Genomic DNA, 16554 nt, shown 5'->3' with positions numbered 1-16554 from the left:
TGGACTCCAACCGGTACGGGTGGCCTCGGCTTCGGGTGACCGGGTGATCCCTTCGTCTTCCTCAAGTCCGATCAGGTCCAAGAAGTCCTGGGGAAGCTGATCCTCCAACATCCGCCACCATCGCTGATGGCGTCCCTCCCGGGCGAGGGCGAGCCAGCCATCACGTTCCTGCGGATTCACCACGCTGTACAGGTCGAGCAGCGCCTTCAGGTCGAGCGGGCGGATGCCGCTCCGGACCGGACAGCGATGCGATGACAACCAGATCTCCGGGCCTCAGGGCACGCGGTCGAAGCAGTCGAGGCAGTGCAGAACCAGTCATGGCGTCAGTGTCGCCGGTGCCATTGGTAGAGTCACGCGACTTTCGCCGGTCGTCCGCCCCAGCGCAGGCCCTTCTCGCTGCGGATTCGGGCGCAGAGTGGACGTTGTTGTCCTTCGCCCAGCGGAGGATCTTTTTGCCGTTGTGGGTGGAGAGGTTGTCCAGGATCACGTAGACCGGGGCGCCGTCCGGTCGGGCAGCCCGGATCGACCTTAGTGAGGCCAGGGTGTTCGCGGTGCCCTTACATCCTGTGCTTGGGCAACAACACCGGGGAGTAGCCGGCCTCCACCGGGTGCCGACGGCCCGACACCACCTCGCCGGTATGGTCACTCGCATGATTGAGGAGCCCACCTACCTCACCGAGACGCGCACCTCCTACGACACCGTCGCCGTCGACTACGCCGCCTTCGTGCGACCCGCCTTCCAGCGCGACAAGTTGGGGCGCGGCATGCTCGGTGCGTTTGCCGAGTTCGTGCTCGCCTCGGGTGGCGGTCCGGTGGCTGATGTGGGTTGCGGACCCGGTCATGTGACGGCGCATCTGCATCAACTCGGCCTGGACGTAGGCGGGATCGACCTCTCACCGGGGATGGTCGAGGTGGCTCGGCGCGACCACCCCCATCTGCGGTTCGACACCGGCACCATGACCGCTCTCGACCTCCCCGACGGCCAACTCGCCGGCATCGTGGCCTGGTACTCGATCATCCACCTCCCGCCCGCTGAACTCCCCACCGCCTTCGCCGAGTTCCACCGGGCCCTGGCCCCGGGCGGCCACCTGCTGCTCGGCTTCCATGTCGGCGACGAAGTCCGGCGCAAGCGCGAGGGCTACGGCGGCCACCCCATGGCTCTCGACGTCCACCTCCTCCAGCCCGACCGCATCGCCGAACTCGCCACCCATTCGGGATTCATGACGCAGGCCCAGCTCCTGGAGGATCCCGAGGCCCGCGTCCCCCACGCCTGCCTGCTCTTCCACAAGGCGAACAATGGTTGTTGACCCCTAGGTCAAATACCGGCTACCGTCCAACCATGGGCAGGCCGAAGAGCTTCGAACCGGACGTCGTCATCGCACAGGCGATGGAGACGTTCTGGACCAACGGCTACGCCGGCACCTCGCCCGCCGACTTGGCCGAGGCCACCGGCGTGGCGAAGGGCAGCCTGTACCACGCCTTCGGCTCCAAGCGGGAGTTGTTCGGCAAGGCACTCGATCGATACGGCCGCGTCGGTTCCGAGCTGACCGAGGAGGTCCTCGCGCGACCGGGCACCGCCAAAGAGTGCATCCGCGCCTACCTGGTGCTCCTTGTGGAGGCGGACCTCAACGGGCCGGTCCGGCGCGGCTGCCTTGCCATGAACACCGAGCTGGAGCTCGGTGCGCAGGACGAGGAGGCTGCCCTGGCGGTGCGCCGCATGGTGGAATGCAGCATCCAGCTGCTCGCCGGGCGCATCGAGAAGGGCCGGCTCGACGGCGATGTTGCTGCCGACGTTGACGCGAACGCCCAGGCGCGGTTCCTGATGAACACCATCGTGGGCCTGCGCGTCATGGTCAGGACGTTCGACGGGCCGGTCCTGTACCAGATCATCGACACCGCTCTCGCCGGCCTCTGATCCACCCTGCCCCCGACGGGGGCATTTCTACGGCCCAATTTTTGACCTGTAGTTCAAGAAAGGGACCCTCATGGACCTCGGAATCACCGGCAAGACCGCCCTCGTGACCGGCGCGAGCCGCGGCATCGGCCTCGCCATCGCCCAGGCGCTGGCGGCGGAGGGCGTCAAGGTGGTGGGCGCCGCCCGCACCATCACCCCGGAGCTGGAGAAGGCGGCCGCCGCCGTCATAGCCACCGACCTGAGCACCCGGGAGGGGGCGACGACGGTGGCCCACCAGGCAATCGCAGAAGTCGGCGGGATCGACTTCCTCGTCAACAACGTCGGCGCCGGTGACCCGGACAAGTTCTCCCTCGCCGGCTTCCTGGACACCGGCGACGAGCAGTGGCAAGCCGTCTTCGACCTCAACCTGTTCAGCGCGGTCTGGACGACCAGGGCCGCCCTGCCGAGCATCCTGGAGCGCAAGGGCGCCATCGTGAACATCTCGTCGATCAACGCCCGCGTGCCCACCGGATCCCCGGTCGGATATGCCGAGGCCAAGGCCGCGCTGACACAGTTCGGCAAGCGGCTCAGCGAGGAATTGGCGCCGCGCGGCGTCCGGGTCAACACCGTCTCGCCGGGCGTCACCGCGAGCCCGATATGGACCGACCCGAACGGGTTCGGCGGCCAGGTGGCCGCGGCGTTCGGCATCAACCACGGCGACCTCCTCGCCGGTCTCCCAGGGAAGTTCGGCATGGCCTCGGGACGCCTCACGCAGCCCGAAGAGGTGGCGGACCTGGTCGCCTTCCTGCTGTCCGAGCGCGCCGCCAACATCCACGGCGCCGACTACGTCATCGACGGCGGCACCCTCAAGGCCGCATAGCCGCACAGCTACATGGCGGCAGATGCGGCGGGAAAATCCCCAGCGCCCCGGCCGCCGCCGAGGTACCGTCCACCGGTGATCGATGAAGACGGGTACTTCGGAGAGAAAATCGCAGAGCGCTACGACCAGCCCTCAAGTCCCGCCTACCAGGCCGATGTTATCGAGTCGACCGTGGACTTCCTGGCCGGACTGGCCGGTGGCGGACGGGCCTTGGAACTGGCCATCGGGACGGGACGGATCGCGCTGCCACTCGCGCAGCGGGGCGTCCCGGTCCACGGCATCGAGCTGTCCCGGGCGATGGTGGCCCGGATGCGGGCCAAGCCCGGCGGCGACGACATCGGCGTGACGATCGGCGACATGGCCACCACCGTGGCCACCACCACCGACGGGCCGTTCTCGCTCGTCTTCCTGGTCTACAACACCATCATGAATCTGACCACGCAGGAGGCCCAGGTCGCCTGCTTCCGCAACGCCGCGGCGCATCTCGCACCCGGGGGCACCTTCGTCATCGAGACCATGGTGCCGGAGCTGCGGAAGATCCCGGCCGGGCAGAACATCGTGCCCTTCCACAACTCCCACAACTCCCGCAACAGCAGCAGCGGTTGGGCCTACTCCCACTACGACACCGTCACCCAGGCGGCGAACTGCCACTACATCAGCGTCACCGCCGACGGCCGCGGCGAGCACCGCGAGGTGCCGTTCCGATACGTCTGGCCGGCCGAGCTGGACCTGATGGCCCAACTCGCCGGACTGCGCCTGCGCGAACGCTGGGACGGCTGGACGCGCAAGCCGTTCGCGGACGACAGCGCCCAGCACGTCTCGGTCTGGGAGAAGCCGATCGACTGACAACCCGCTGCCGGGGGCCCCGAACCGCGTCAGGCCAGTTCGGGGTACCCCCGGTGCCGGGCCCATTCCGGGGCGAGGATGGCCATGTCGTGGTCGTCCACCCACTCCTCGCCGAAGTGCAGCACCTGGCGCCGGGTGCCCTCCAGGACGAAGCCGGCCTTCTCATAGCTGCGGCGGCCGCGCGGGTTGTGGCCGTAGACGGTGAGCGAGATCCGGTGCAGGCCGAGTCGCTCGAAGCCGTACCCGACGATCAGCCGCAGCGCCTCGGTGCCCAGGCCCCGGTCGCGCCCGGCAGCGGTCAGCAGGATCCGGAAGCTGCAACTGCGGTTGGCCGGGTGCCACTGGTTGAGTACCGCCTCGCCGACGCAGTGCCCGGTGGCGCGGTCCACGATCGCCAGGTCGAGCCGGTCGGGCTGGTCGGCCCGGGTGCCGTACCACTCCCGCATGGTCCGCTCGGCCTCCTCGTCCCACGGCGGCGGTGTGTCGAGACTGCCGTCCGTGAAGCGGAGCACCTCCGGGTCGGTCAGCCACTCGCGGATGACCGGGGCGTCCCGCTCCAGCTCGAACGGGCGCAGGATCACCAACTCGCCGGTGAGGGTGGGCTTGACAGAGAAATCGGTGGCGAAGTCGGTGTCCTCGTGATCATCACTCATGGCGCGCATTCTGCGTGGCGGCCGGTGCGGCAGGCAACGGAATTTCCGGGCAACGGCCTTCCAGTGCAACGGCCCTGCAGTGCAACGGCCTTCCAGTGCAACGGCCCTGCAGTGCAACGGCCTTCCAGTGCAACGGCCTTCCAGTGCAACGGCCCTGCAGTGCAACGGCCCTGCAGTGCAACGGGCTTTCAGGGGCGGCCGGTCCAAGTGCCGCCCCTGGAAGGGCTATTGATCAGCCCGTCGGCACCTCGCTCGAGGTCGGTGCGGCAGGGGCCGGGATCCGGGCATGCTGTGCACCCAGCGCCTTCAGGCCGTCCAGCAGGGCCTGGCCGCCGGGGCTGCCGAAGCCCGAACAGGCGTCCCAGCCCGGGCCGGCCGGGTAGGCGCCGTTGCTGCCCCGGGTGATGTCCCGCAGCACGCCGCTCGCCAACTTGCCGTACAGCAGCGGGTTGAGGAACCCGACCGGCGCGCCCAGCCCCTGGTTGACCCGGGCCAGTAGTGCGGACCACTGCGGTGCGGCCGCGCTGGTGCCCCCGATCTGGACCAGGTGCTGACCGTCCACGCTGATGATCACCACCCCGGTCTGCGGGTCGGCGAGCGCGGAGACGTCCGGCACCCCGCGGCCCTTGTGATGCGGTGGGTTGGCCGACGGCGGCACCGGCGCCGAGGTCTGCCAGGTCGGCACCGGGAACCAGCGGCTGACCCCGCCGCCGGTGGCGCTGCCCGGCCCGTCGTCCCAGACCGTTTCGCTGACCACCTGCCCGCCGCCGGCCACCAGCCGGGTACCGCCGACGCCGAGGACGTGCGGGCTGGACGCCGGGAAGTCGGCGTGCGCCCGGTTGTCGCTGCCCTGGTCGCGGGAGCCGTCGTCACCGGACGCGCAGCAGATGCTGATGTTGCGCAGCGCCGCCTGGGCGAAGGCCTGGTCGACGGCGGTGATCGCCATCCTGGTCCACGCCGAGCCCGGATCGTCCTCCGGGTTGCCGTAGCTGCACGAGATGATGCCGGGGCGGTTGGCGGTGTCGGTGGTGATCGCGTTCATCGCGTCCACCCAGCCCTGCTCGGTGAACTCGGTGAAGTAGACGACGATCTTGGCGCCGGGTGCCAGCGCGCCGACCACCTGCAGGTCGAGCATGATCTCGCCGGTGCTGTCGGCGGGATCGCCCTGCCCGTCGTCCTGGCCCGGGTCGTTGCCGGGGCCGTGCACCGTGATGTCGGTGATCTGCGGCATCGGGGCGTGCAGCACCTGGGTGAAGTAGGTCTGCAACGCGGACGGGCTGTAGCCGCCGGACGGCACGCCGGGCTGCGTCTGGCCGTTGAAGGCGAGCACGGCGATGGTCTGGCCGGTGCCGTCCAGCGAGCCGGGGTAGGCGTAGGGGGCGGCCAGGTCGGTCGGCAGGAAGGCGCCGGGCGGCAGGCCGCCACCCGCCCTCGCGGGCAGCTGGGCGAGCGGGATCCTGGCCGTCTGACGGGTCAGCAGGTTGGCGCCCAGCGGCCGGTCGTCCAGGCCGAGCACGGCGGTGATGATCCCGTGCAGCTCGGCTGGCACGTGCACCGCGCCCTCGCGGCCGCGGTAGCTGCGGTGGCGCTGGTCGCGGTCCCGGTAGGTGTAGCGGGCCAGGGTGACCTGGAAGGCCTCCGACATCTGGGCGGTGGTGCCGGTCAGCCGGACGCTGCGGGCCAGCTGGTTGACGGAGCTGACCGTCAGCCCGTGGCGGGCGGCGAACCGCTCGACCGCCTCCACGTCCTGCGGCACGGCCCGGTTGGCGGCGTTCAGTGCCGCCTCGTCGGGCGCGGCGCGCTGGGTGGGCGGCACCAAGGCGTAGTCGGTGGGGTCGGGCGTGGCGGCGGCAACGGGGTCGCGTCGCAGGTAGACGGTGACGGACAGGGTTTCGGTCGGGCTGACCGGTCCGGCGACCACGGCGCCACGGCGTGGCGTTCGGTCGCTGTCCGGCAGAGCGAGGTAGTGGCTGCGCGACATGGTGTCACCAGCTTCCGGCCCCAATCCGGGGCCTGGGAGTGAAACGGCAGGAACTCGATGCGTACGGCGACATCGCGCGCATACAGAAGGCGCGTGCGACTACGAAAGCAGCATGCGACTACAGCAGCAGCGTTCGATGTATGCGTACGACAGACATGTACTTTGTATACTTAGCATTGCCCCCGAGAGGCGAGGGAGTCAAGGGGGAGACGGAGTGAGGAGACCCCCATGGTGGCGAATGCGGAGAGCGGGGCGCACGGGACCGGAGCGCAGGCCGGGCGCGGGCGCCTGACCAGGCCGCGCGTGCTGGCCGCCGCGATCGACCTGGCGGACCGTCAGGGGCTGGCCGCGCTGACCATGCGCCGGCTGGCCGCCGAGCTGGGTGTGGAACCAATGGCGCTCTACCGCTACGCCTCCGGCAAGGAGGCCCTGCTCGACGGCATGGTGGAGGCCTTCTACGGCGAGGTCATGGACCGGCTCGGCCCGGTGCGGCCGGGGGACTGGCGGAGCGAGGTGCACCGGATCGCCGGGGTCTTCTGCGCGGTGGCCGACGTGCATCCGAACGTCTTCCCGCTGGTGGTCTCCCGGCCGCTCGCCGTACCGGTCTCCCGACGCCCCGCGCCGATGCTGCGGCTGAACGAACGCATGCTCGGCCTGATCACCGGTGCCGGGTATGACGATCGCACCACGCTGCGGCTGTACCGCGCACTGGTCGGCTGGGTCCTCGGCTACCTGCTGGTCGAGAAGCGCCCGGTGGTGGACAACCCGGCCGAGCCCGACCCGCTGCTCCGCCTCGGTCTGCACCGGCTCCCGGCCGCCGAGTACCCGCGCCTGCGTGCCACCGTTCCCCTGCAAGCCGACCATGACGCCCAGGCCGAACTGACGGCCGGTCTGGACCTGCTGCTCGATCAGCTGTCCCCGCCGAAGCCGGTGCAGAAAGCCCGGAAGGTGGCGAATAAGGCTGTGAGGAAGGTGGCGGAGAGGGCGGCCGAGCGGGCGGAGAAAAAGGCCGATAAGAAGGTCGGCGGGGAGGTCGGTAAGAAGGTCGAGAGGAGGGGGCGATCGGCGAAGTAGGAGCAGACGGCAACGGGGTGGCAGTCGGGCAGAGGCGTGTCAGGGGTGCACACGGTGGCGTGAGCACGGCACAGTGGCAGGCAGCGACGGCGGGTGCGTGCAACGGTCGAACGCCCACCCGTATCCTGACCTACCAGCACGGACCCCGGGACGCGACCACGCTCCACCCGCAGCCCGACGGCCGTACCGACGCAGCCCCTCGCCACGAATCCGGACGTTCCCCATGACAGTGCTTCCCGTCAAGAACGCTGATGTACCGCAGCAGGACCGCTCCGGCGACCCTGCGCCCGACCCCGCGGCCGACCTGGGCGAGAACCTGCTCAGGTACGCCGAACTCGGCGGTTTCACACTGGCCGTGGACACCCACGCCTGGTACACCGCCGCCGACACCGTGACCAACCCCGAAGAAGCCCGGGCCGGTTCCACCGCGCTCGCCGAGGTCCGCGGCGGCGACCTCAGCGCGCTGCGCGAGGCCGCCGACCGCCTGGCCGCCGAAGCCGCCCTGCGTGAATCCACCACGGTGGCCGAGGTGGTGACCCTCGTCGGCCTGCTGCGCCGGGTCGGAGAGACCGCGGCCACCCTCCGCTCGGGCGCCTACGAGGCGGACCTCGACGCCCTCGCGGCCGCCACCGCCAGCGGCAGTTGGCGCAAGGAACGCGGACTCAAGATCTCCTGGGGCCGCCGCCGCAAGCTGCGCGCCGAGGCCCGCCGACTCGCCGTCGCCGACCGCCCGCGCCGCGACGCGCTGCACGCCGCCCTGCTGGCCGCCGCCGCCGAGCGCGAGGAGTGGCAGGCGCTGGCCCCCGTCGCCGGCACGGTGGCGCGGCCGGTCGACGCCGAACTGCTGGAACTCACCGGGCAGTGCGCGGATGCGCTGGCCGGCGGACTGCGGGAGCTGGGCCGGCTGCTGGACGGTCAGGCGCTGGACGAGTTGGGGTTCGACGAGCTCGGCGAGCTGGTGGAGGCACTGGCCGCAGACGAGGGCACCCTCTACCGCCTGCCCGAACTGCGCACCCTGCGCGCCGAGCTGGAGGGCGCGGGCCTTGCCGAGCTGCTCGCCGAGCTGACGGCGGCTCGGGCCGACCGCGCGGCGGCGGAGGCCGCGTGGACGGCGCGGGTGGCGCACGAGGCGCACGAGGCGCACGAGGCGCACGAGGCGCACCAGGCGCACGAGGCGCACGAGGCGCACGAGGCGCTGGCGCGGGAGTCGGAGGCGGCGGACGCGGTGGACGCGGTAGACGTGTCGGACGCTGAGTCGGTCGTGGTCGAGGCTGACACGGCGTCCGAGGTCGACGCTGCGGCGGAATCCGAGTCCGCGGTCGAGGTCGAGGTCGAGGCCGAGGTTGACGCGGTGGCGGCGGTCGTCGAGAGCGAGGATGCGGCTGCCGACCTGATCGTCATCCCGTCGCCCTCGCCGGAACCGGCCCTGGAGGTCATCGCCCCGGCCGCCGACGAGGTCGAGGTCGAGGAGGAAGAGCAGGTCGCCGCCGAGCCGGAGCCGATTGCCGAGGCCGTGGTGGCCGAGGTGACGGTCGAGGATACGGAGGCGGTCGAGGAGCCCGAGCCGGATCCCGTGGCGGTCGACGAGGCACCGATCGTCGAGCCGGCTGACGCTGTTGAGGCCGTGGAGCTCGTCGAGGAGCCGGCCGTCGCGGTGGTTGAGGAGACCATCGAGGTCGTGCCCTCCTCGGAGGCGGCTACCGAGGGCCCCGCCCCCGTCGCCGAGGTGGAGCCCGTCGCGGCCGAGACGCCGGCCCCGGTCGCGACCGAGGACGAGGCCGCTCCGGTCGCCGAGGAGTCCGTCGCCGCCGTGCCGGAGGTGACCGAAGAGCCCGAGCCGGCTCCCGTGGCGATCGCCGAGGAGCCGGTCACCGAGCCCGAGCCGGTTGCCGAGGAGCCCACCGCAGAAGCGCCAGTTGCGGAGGAGCCCGTCACCGAGTCCCCCGCCGCCGAGGAGCCCGAGCCCGTCATCGAGCCCGACCCCTCCCCGGTCGCCGAGACTCCGGCCCTCGCCCCCATTGCCGAGGAGCCCGTCGCGGAGTCCCCGGTCGCCGAGGAGCCCGTGGCCGAGCTCGCCCCCGTCGGTGAGGAGCCTGTCGCGGAGTCCCCGGTCGCCGAGGAGCCCGTGGCCGAGCTCGCCCCCGTCGCTGAGGAGCCCGTCGCGGAGTCCCCGGTCGCCGAGGAGCCCGTGGCCGAGCTCGCCCCCGTCGCCGAGGAGCCCACTGCGGAGGCCCCCGCCGCCGAGGAGCCCGTCATCGAGGAGCCCGTCGCCGAGGACCCCGAGCCCGCAGCTCGCGCCCCCCGGCGCCCCCAGCGGCCGGACCTCACCCCGGGCCGCCCGATCACCGCTTACAGCGCTGAGGAACTGCTCGCCCTGGTCCGCTGGATCGACAGCGACTACACCACCCGCACCGACGACGAGTTGCTGCGCGCCGCGATGAAGGAGCTGGGCTTCGCCCGCCTGGGCCCCCGCATCAAGGAGGCCCTGGCCACCGCCGTGGCCGCCGCCCGCCACGGCGACGAGTAGGCGAACCGGTGGGCCCCGCATCAAGGGGCCCCTGATCACCGCCGCCCGTCACGCCGACGGGTGAGCGAACCGGTAGGCCCCCCACCCATGACACCGATGCCCCCGTGCCGCCGACCTCGGTCGGCAGCACGGGGGCATCGGCATCAGCAGGGGCGCGCCCAACGGCCTTACTGCAGCGGCACGGTGGTGAACGGCGTCGGGCTGGTGCCCTGCAGGGCACCGCTCATGGTGTCGCGCCAGATCGGGCCGGCCAGGGTGCCGCCGAAGGCCTGGCCGACGACCGTACCGCCGATGCTCTGGCCGTCCAGCGGGCGCGGGTTGTCGGTGTCGGTCACCACGGTGGCACCGGACAGCTCGGGCGTGTAGCCCACGAACCAGACCTGCTTGCTGTCGTTGGTGGTACCGGTCTTGCCCGCGCTGTCCCGGTCGCTCAGGCCGGCGGGGCTACCGGTGCCGTCCTGCACCACGCCCTTGAGCATGGTGGTGATCTGGTCGGCGGTCTGCGTCGACATCACCTGGCTGCACTGGCTCTGCGGCACGCTGATCGGCTTGCCGTCGGGGCCGGTCGCGTCGGTGATGGCGGTGGGGGTGCAGTAGGTGCCGTGGGCGGCGAAGGTCGCGTAGACGTTGGCCATCTCCAGCGGGGTCAGCGCGTTGGAGCCGAGCGCCATCGCCGGGGTGACGGCCAGCTTGTCGCCGCCGGCCTGCTGGGTGATGCCGAGCTTGTTGGTCATCTGCGCCACGTTGCACAGGCCCACGTCGCCCTCCAGCGAGGCGAAGTAGGTGTTGACCGAGGCCGCCATCGCCGGGCCCATGGTGAACGGGCCGACCAGCGAGGTGCTGTCGTTGTGCACCGTGCCGGTGCTGGGCTGCGTGTAGCGGCCGCCGTTGCAGTCCGTCATCACCGGCCAGGGCTCGCTGTACGGCGAGGCGTAGGACTGCGACGGCGTGATGCCGTTCTCCAGCGCGGCCGCCGCCACGATCGGCTTGAAGGTCGAACCGGTGGGGAAGCCGATGCCGCCGCCCATCGACTTCTCGACGTTGTAGTTGATCTGCGTCTGGTTGGCGTTCACGCCGTACGGGCGGCTCTGGCCCATCGCGACGATCTTGCCGGTGCCGGGCTGCACCACGGTCGTCGCGGTGGCCGCCTTGTCGGTGGCGTAGACGTGGCTGGTCACCGAGGACTGCAGGGCCGCCTGGGCCTTCGGGTCCAGGGTGGTGTGGATCTGCAGACCGCCGCGCTTCCAGAGCGCGGCGCGGGCCTCCGAGCTGGTGCCGAAGGCAGGGTCGTTGAGCACCTGGTTCTTCACGTAGTCGCAGAAGAACCCCTCGCCCTGCTGGGCGGTGATGCAACCCTGCTGCGGGCGGCTGACGTTCAGCTGGACCGGGGTGTTGATCGCCTGGTCGGCCTGGTCCTGGCTGATGGTGCCGTACTGCGCCATCTTCTTCAGCACGGTGTCGCGGCGTTCCTTGGCCGCCTTGGGGTTGGCCACCGGGTCGTAGCCGCTGGGCGACTGCACCAGGCCGGCCAGCAGCGCGGCCTGCGGCAGCGTGAGGTCCTTGGCGTGGACGCTGAAGTACCGCTCGGACGCCGCCTCGATCCCGTAGGCCTGCTCACCGAAGAAGGTGATGTTCAGGTAGTTGGTCAGGATCTGGTCCTTGCTCAAGGTCTCCTCGACCTTGATCGCGTACTTCATCTCCTTGAGCTTGCGCCCGACCGTCTGGGCCTGGGCCGCCAGCACCGCCTGCTGGTCGTCGCCGGCCTCCTCGACGAAGACGTTCTTCACGTACTGCTGGGTCAGTGTGGAAGCACCCTGGGTGCCGCCGCCGCCCGCGTTGTTGCCGACCGCGCGGAGGACGCCCTTCACATCGATCGCGCCGTGCTGGTAGAAGCGGTTGTCCTCGATGTCCACCAGCGCGGACTTCATCAGCGGGGATATCTGATCACTGGGCACCACGGTCCGGTCCCGGTCCCAGACGGTGGCGATCACGCCGCCGTTGGCGTCGTAGATCGTCGACGCCTGGCTGAGCGGCGGCGCCTTGAAGTCGTCCGGCAGGTTCTGGAAGTCGTCGACGGCGCTCTTGGCGGTCAGCCCGAGCCCGCCGACGGCTGGGACCGCGATCCCGGCCGTGAGTACTCCGGCGGCCGCGCTTGCGCCGACGAGCTTGGCAGCAAAGCCGCTTTTCTGGATGAAGGTGCCAAAACGCGACGAAGACATGCCTTGCACTCTATGTAGAAAAGATGAGGAATCGGACCAAATGGCGGGCGTCGTCCGTCACAAGCCTGCGACAATGTCCGCCTACGGACCTTCGAGGTGCTGCCCATGACTCCGGCCCCGTCCGGCGGCGAGCTGCCCGGCCCACTGGCCGCGCTGGCACCGTTCCTGGAGCACTACGGCTATCTGGCGGTCGGCCTGCTGGTGCTGCTGGACAACGCGGCGATCCCGGTGCCGGGCCAGACGGTGCTGATCCTGGCCGCCGTCTACGCCGGGGCCGGGCGGCTCTCACTGGCCGGGGTGGTGGCGATCGCGCTGCTGGCGGCGGTGCTCGGCGGCTGCGCCGGCTACCTGCTCGGCCGCTACGGCGGCCGGGCCCTGGTGCACCGCTACGGCCGCTACGTCGCGCTGACCGAGGACCGGCAGCACAAGGCGGAGGCGTTCTTCAACCGCAACGGCGGCAAGGTGGTGCTGATCGCCCGGTTCGTCGACGGGCTGCGCCAGACCTACGGGATCATCGCCGGCACCACCGAGATGGCCTGGCGGCGGTTCATGCTCTGGAACGTGCTCGGCGCCGTGCTCTGGGTCGGGGCCTGGAGCACGGCCGGCTACCTGGCGGGCGGCAACATCAACGAGGTCTACCGGCAGGCGCTGCGGTACCAGCTCTTCCTGCTGATCGCCCTGGTCGTCCTGGTGCTGGCCTGGCTGCTCCGCCGACTGCTGCGCCGACGCCGCGCCGCGCACGAGCGCCAGCGCTGACCACGCGTACCACCGCTGAGCACGGGCGGCCCACCGTCGCGCACGGGCGCCGCCGCTGAGCACGGTCAGAGGCGGCGGCGCCGGGGTGCGCACCCGTCGAGGGCGGGCCCGCTGATCAGGGCATCAGCTTCTCGACTGCCGCCGGGCCCTCCTTCTCCAGCTTCTGGCGCGCCTTCTCGACGAGTTCCGGGGTGACATCCCGACCGGACGCCATCACCAGGTCCACCGGGTCGACGGGATGTTCGGCTCCGGTGTGCAGAAGGTTGTCAGGAGTGGGCTGCTCACTCTCGATCGACTCGGACATGGGAAGCCTCCGTGGGTCGGGGCGTGGCCGGATGGTCCTGCGTTACTCCCGAGTGTGGGCCCGAACCGGTGCGATGCGCACCCCGACGCGGGGACCGAGCGCAGTTCGCTCCCTTGGCCGTCTCGGGTGCGCCCCGGCGGTCGGCGCTGCTTAGTCTGCGGACATGACCAGCGACGAACTGACGTCCCGCGTCGGGGCGCGATCCCGGGAGCAGGTTGAGAGCGCGCTCGCGCGCCTGGAGTACATCGGCGACACCCCCTTCGAACCCTCGCCCGCCCGTCACGGCTCGCTGGACGGCTACCGCTGGGCGCTCGGCCGGGCCCGGCTCGCGCCGGTGACCACCAGCATGGCCAGCGGGCCCGAGGGACCGTGCCCGGCGCAGTTGGGCGCCGAGCAGCAGGCCGCCCAGGTCCGCCATCTCGATCTGCGGGTCGACCAGGCGCAGCGCGAGTACGCCCGGGGCGTCCATGACGCGCTGGCCTGGGTCTGCGCCCGCAGTGACGTTCAGCCGTAGCAGCCCGTCCGTTCAGCCGTAGGAGCCCGCAAGAGCCCGTAGCAGCCCGTAGCGACCGCTACCCGACCGCTAACCGACCACCGGGCCACTCAGAGGTGCCGCCGCAGGAACGCCAGCTGGTGCCCCAGCAGCTCGGCGCTGGTCACCGCGTGGGTGGCGCCGCTGAGCGGCAGCACCTCGTGCGGGCGGCCGGCCGCGAGCAGGGCGGCCGAGAGCCGCAGCGTGTTGGCGGCCAGCACGTTGTCGTCGACCATCCCGTGCACCAGCAGCAGCGGGCGGCGCAGCTTCGGCGCGTCCAGCAGCAGCGAGCTGCGGTCGTACCAGTCGGGGTGCTCGTCCGGGTGGCCGAGGAAACGTTCCCGCCAGTGGGTGTCGTACAGCCGCTGGTCGTGGTTCCCGGCGCCGGCCACCGCCGCGTGGAAGACATCCGGGCGGCGCAGCACCGCCGCGGCCGCCAGGGTGCCGCTGAACGACCAGCCGCGGATGCCGACCCGGTCCAGGTCCAGCAGCCCCGGCCGGCGCTCGGCGGTGGCGTGCAGCGCGGCGACCTGGTCGTCCAGCGCCGGGCCGACGCTGTCCCCGTACACCTCGCGCTCCCAGGCCGGCCCGCGCCCCGACACCCCGGCGCCGTCGGTCACCAGCACCGCGAACCCCTGCTCGGCGAACCACTGGGAGACCAGCGCCCACCAGGCGCCGTCGTCCACCACCTTCTGCAGCGCCGGCCCTGCGTAGGGGTCGAGCAGCACCGGCAGCGGGCCGTCGCCCTCCCGGTGCCAGGACGGCAGGAAGAGCTGGGTGCGCAGCCCGCGCGGGCCGACCGCGGCCGACTCGACGCGCAGCGCCAGCGCCGGCGCCTCGGCGTGCGAGGCGATCTCGACCGCCGGCCGGCCGGGGCGCAGCACCCGGGTGCGGCTGCCGGGCCGGGCCAGCGAGCGGGCGGTGTGCACCAGGGTGGCCCCGCTGCGCACGCCGCTGTGCCGCCCCGGCTCGTCGGTCAGCCGCCGAGCGCCCGACTCCGGCTCCCAGCTCCACAGTTCGACCCGGGTCGGCTCCTCGGAGGCCGCGAAGAGCACCTGGTCCCCGTCGACCGACAGCACCTCGCGCAGTTGCAGCCCGGGGGCGGTGACCGGCTCGCCGTCGACGGTGAGGTGCCGGGTGTCGCCCCGGTCGGCGAACCCGAGCAGCGCGCCACCCGCGGTCCGCGCGGGCAGGCCGCCCACCAACTGCACCCAGCAGTCGTCGTGCTGCTCGTCCAGCGCGGCGGTGGCACCGTCGGCCGGGTCGATCGCCAGCAGCCGCACGGTGCGCTGGTCGCGGGTCTGCACCGCGGCGAACGGGCCGTGTGCGTCCCAGCCGGCGGCGGTCAGGTACTCGAAGGCGGCGCGGTCCCACCGCACTTCGGTGCGCCGGCCGTCCAGCTCGGTGAGCCAGAGGGTCACCTCGGCGTTGGCGGTGCCGGCCGCCGGGTAGCGGACGGCGCGTGGCGCCAGCTCGGGGCGGGCCGGGTCGGCCAGGTACCAGAGCGCCACCATCGACTCGTCGACCCGGGCGACCAGCAGTCGTTCACCGTCCGGAGCCCACCAGTAGCCGCAGTGGCGGTCCATCGACTCGCCGGCCACGTGCTCGGGGCGCCCGAAGGAGACGGCGGGCCCGTCCGGCACGGCCACCGCGCGGTCGCCGGTGCCGTCGGCCTCGATCACCCGCAGGGTGTCGCCGCTCAGGTAGGCGATCCGGCGGCCGGTCGGGTCCGGGCGCGGGTCGACCACCGGGGCCTCGGCCGGCAGCCGGCGGGCCGCTCCGGTGGCGGTGTCCACCGTCCACAGCTCACCGGAGAGTGTGAAGACGGCCAGCGCGGCGGCCCGGTCGGTGGCATAGCCGGTGATGCCCCGGCCGAACTGCCGGGTGCGCTCCCGGCGGGTCCGCTCGGCCTCGGAGAGCTGCTCGCCGGCGCCGCCGAGCAGTTCGGCCGGGTCGACCAGCAGCCGCTCGACGCCATCGCGGCCCTCGGCCGGCTCAAGGTCGAGCGCCCAGAGGCAGCCGACCGGGTCGGCGCCGCCGCGGCTGCGCACGAAGAGCACGGTGGCGCCGTCCGGGGCGATGGTGAACTGGCCCGGGGCGCCGAGCGTGAACCGCTGGGTGCGGATGAGCTGTTCGGGCAGCGTGGTGCTGGTGGTAGTCGACATTCCGACACTCTGCCACCTGCACGGGTCGGCCCGGAAGCCGGAATTCAGGGTGGCATTGCGGGACGGTCGGGGTGGCACTGCGGGACGGGAAGGCGGCGCCGACCTGACACCCGGTGCCGCGAGGGTGGCCAAGTGGCCAACAAGTGACGGGCATTCAGCCGAAAAGAACTGAAAATCCGACCGTCCGGGGTGCGGTGACGCCCCGGCAGGGCCAGTCTGGACTCATGGGCGGAGTCGAGCGGCCACTCAGGGTGACCGGAGCTTGGGGCCGTCCAGGATCCTGGAGTTCTCACCCTGGAGAGGACCCGATGACCTCGGACCTGACATCGCACCAGCTGACCGCCGGCCGGCCGCCGATCCCGATCGACTACCACCCGATCGAGGGCCCCGCCCAGCACCTGCTGGTGAGCGGCGAGCAACTGCACGCCAACGCCTGCCTCTACTGCGGCACCGACCAGCAGCAGCTGCACACCGCCGGCCATGCCTACACGCACAGCGGCGGGCTCGCCTGGGTCGTGGTGGCCTGCGCCGCCCACCTCGCGCTCGGTCGGGCGGAGGTGGCCCAGTCGGCCGCCGCGGCCGCCGAAGCCGCCCGCCCGGCAGGTGTCGATGAATCCGTCCGTCCGACGGTCACCGCCGAGCCCCCGGGCGGGGTGACGGCCCAGCAGTGACCACCCGGCGGTGCCGCCCCGGGGCGCCCGGGGCGGCACCGCCTTTTCGTCA

The 16554-nt window shown here is 71.8% G+C and carries 14 protein-coding genes and 1 pseudogene; 9 read left to right on the top strand and 6 right to left on the bottom strand.

From position 1 onward, the window contains the following. Positions 1-418: 418 nt before the first annotated feature. A pseudogene (locus E6W39_RS41155) lies at positions 419-559 on the bottom strand (IS630 family transposase); the annotation flags it as partial. Positions 560-650: 91 nt separating this feature from the next. Here E6W39_RS41155 and E6W39_RS08970 point away from each other — a divergent pair. The 4 genes from E6W39_RS08970 to E6W39_RS08955 all read left to right on the top strand — a co-directional run bounded on the left by E6W39_RS08970 (position 651) and on the right by E6W39_RS08955 (position 3620). Next, positions 651-1307, top strand: coding sequence for a class I SAM-dependent methyltransferase (locus E6W39_RS08970; RefSeq protein ID WP_141633077.1), 657 nt, complete (start codon positions 651-653; stop codon positions 1305-1307). A gap of 32 nt (positions 1308-1339) precedes the next feature. Further along, positions 1340-1915, top strand: a complete 576-nt coding sequence (locus E6W39_RS08965) for a TetR/AcrR family transcriptional regulator (RefSeq protein ID WP_141633076.1) — start codon at positions 1340-1342, stop codon at positions 1913-1915. Positions 1916-1985: 70 nt separating this feature from the next. Further along, entirely contained in the window at positions 1986-2774 is a 789-nt protein-coding gene (locus E6W39_RS08960; RefSeq protein WP_141633075.1) for an SDR family oxidoreductase, read from the top strand. Between the two features lie 75 nt (positions 2775-2849). Further along, positions 2850-3620, top strand: coding sequence for a class I SAM-dependent DNA methyltransferase (locus E6W39_RS08955; protein WP_141633074.1), 771 nt, complete (start codon positions 2850-2852; stop codon positions 3618-3620). A gap of 29 nt (positions 3621-3649) precedes the next feature. Here E6W39_RS08955 and E6W39_RS08950 read toward each other — a convergent pair whose 3' ends face one another. Together E6W39_RS08950 and E6W39_RS08945 are read right to left on the bottom strand one after the other, a co-directional pair. Beyond that, entirely contained in the window at positions 3650-4273 is a 624-nt protein-coding gene (locus E6W39_RS08950; protein ID WP_141633073.1) for a GNAT family N-acetyltransferase, read from the bottom strand. 232 nt (positions 4274-4505) lie between these two features. Continuing rightward, positions 4506-6254 (bottom strand): S53 family peptidase, encoded by a 1749-nt coding sequence (locus E6W39_RS08945; protein ID WP_141633072.1) that lies wholly within the window; start codon positions 6252-6254, stop codon positions 4506-4508. Between the two features lie 228 nt (positions 6255-6482). Here E6W39_RS08945 and E6W39_RS08940 point away from each other — a divergent pair, with 228 nt between their 5' ends. Both E6W39_RS08940 and E6W39_RS39170 read left to right on the top strand, forming a co-directional pair. After that, positions 6483-7328: a TetR/AcrR family transcriptional regulator gene (locus tag E6W39_RS08940; RefSeq protein WP_141633071.1), complete on the top strand. Its 846-nt coding sequence runs from the start codon at positions 6483-6485 to the stop codon at positions 7326-7328. Positions 7329-7551: 223 nt separating this feature from the next. Beyond that, positions 7552-9855, top strand: coding sequence for a hypothetical protein (locus E6W39_RS39170; protein ID WP_181799166.1), 2304 nt, complete (start codon positions 7552-7554; stop codon positions 9853-9855). 167 nt (positions 9856-10022) lie between these two features. Here the strand turns inward: E6W39_RS39170 and E6W39_RS08930 are convergent, their stop codons facing one another. Further along, a complete protein-coding gene (locus E6W39_RS08930; RefSeq protein ID WP_141633070.1) occupies positions 10023-12074 on the bottom strand; it encodes a transglycosylase domain-containing protein in 2052 nt (683 codons plus the stop codon). Between the two features lie 105 nt (positions 12075-12179). Between E6W39_RS08930 and E6W39_RS08925 the strand changes: the two genes are divergently transcribed. Beyond that, positions 12180-12830, top strand: a complete 651-nt coding sequence (locus tag E6W39_RS08925; RefSeq protein WP_141633069.1) for a DedA family protein — start codon at positions 12180-12182, stop codon at positions 12828-12830. Between the two features lie 115 nt (positions 12831-12945). On the opposite strand, the gene E6W39_RS08920 is transcribed toward E6W39_RS08925, so the two are convergent. Further along, complete coding sequence (locus E6W39_RS08920; protein WP_141633068.1) at positions 12946-13134, bottom strand: hypothetical protein; 189 nt, start codon at positions 13132-13134, stop codon at positions 12946-12948. Between the two features lie 163 nt (positions 13135-13297). Here E6W39_RS08920 and E6W39_RS08915 point away from each other — a divergent pair, with 163 nt between their 5' ends. Continuing rightward, positions 13298-13648, top strand: a complete 351-nt coding sequence (locus tag E6W39_RS08915; protein WP_141633067.1) for a hypothetical protein — start codon at positions 13298-13300, stop codon at positions 13646-13648. Positions 13649-13737: 89 nt separating this feature from the next. On the opposite strand, the gene E6W39_RS08910 is transcribed toward E6W39_RS08915, so the two are convergent. Further along, complete coding sequence (locus tag E6W39_RS08910) at positions 13738-15831, bottom strand: S9 family peptidase (protein ID WP_141633066.1); 2094 nt, start codon at positions 15829-15831, stop codon at positions 13738-13740. A 308-nt stretch (positions 15832-16139) separates the two neighbouring features. Between E6W39_RS08910 and E6W39_RS08905 the strand changes: the two genes are divergently transcribed. Next, entirely contained in the window at positions 16140-16502 is a 363-nt protein-coding gene (locus tag E6W39_RS08905) for a hypothetical protein (RefSeq protein WP_141633065.1), read from the top strand. Positions 16503-16554: the final 52 nt, after the last annotated feature.

The organism is Kitasatospora acidiphila, from assembly GCF_006636205.1.
Taxonomy (GTDB): domain Bacteria; phylum Actinomycetota; class Actinomycetes; order Streptomycetales; family Streptomycetaceae; genus Kitasatospora; species Kitasatospora acidiphila.
The sequence above is the reverse complement of the archived record's forward strand: the minus strand, read 5'-3'. Positions and strand labels throughout refer to the sequence as shown.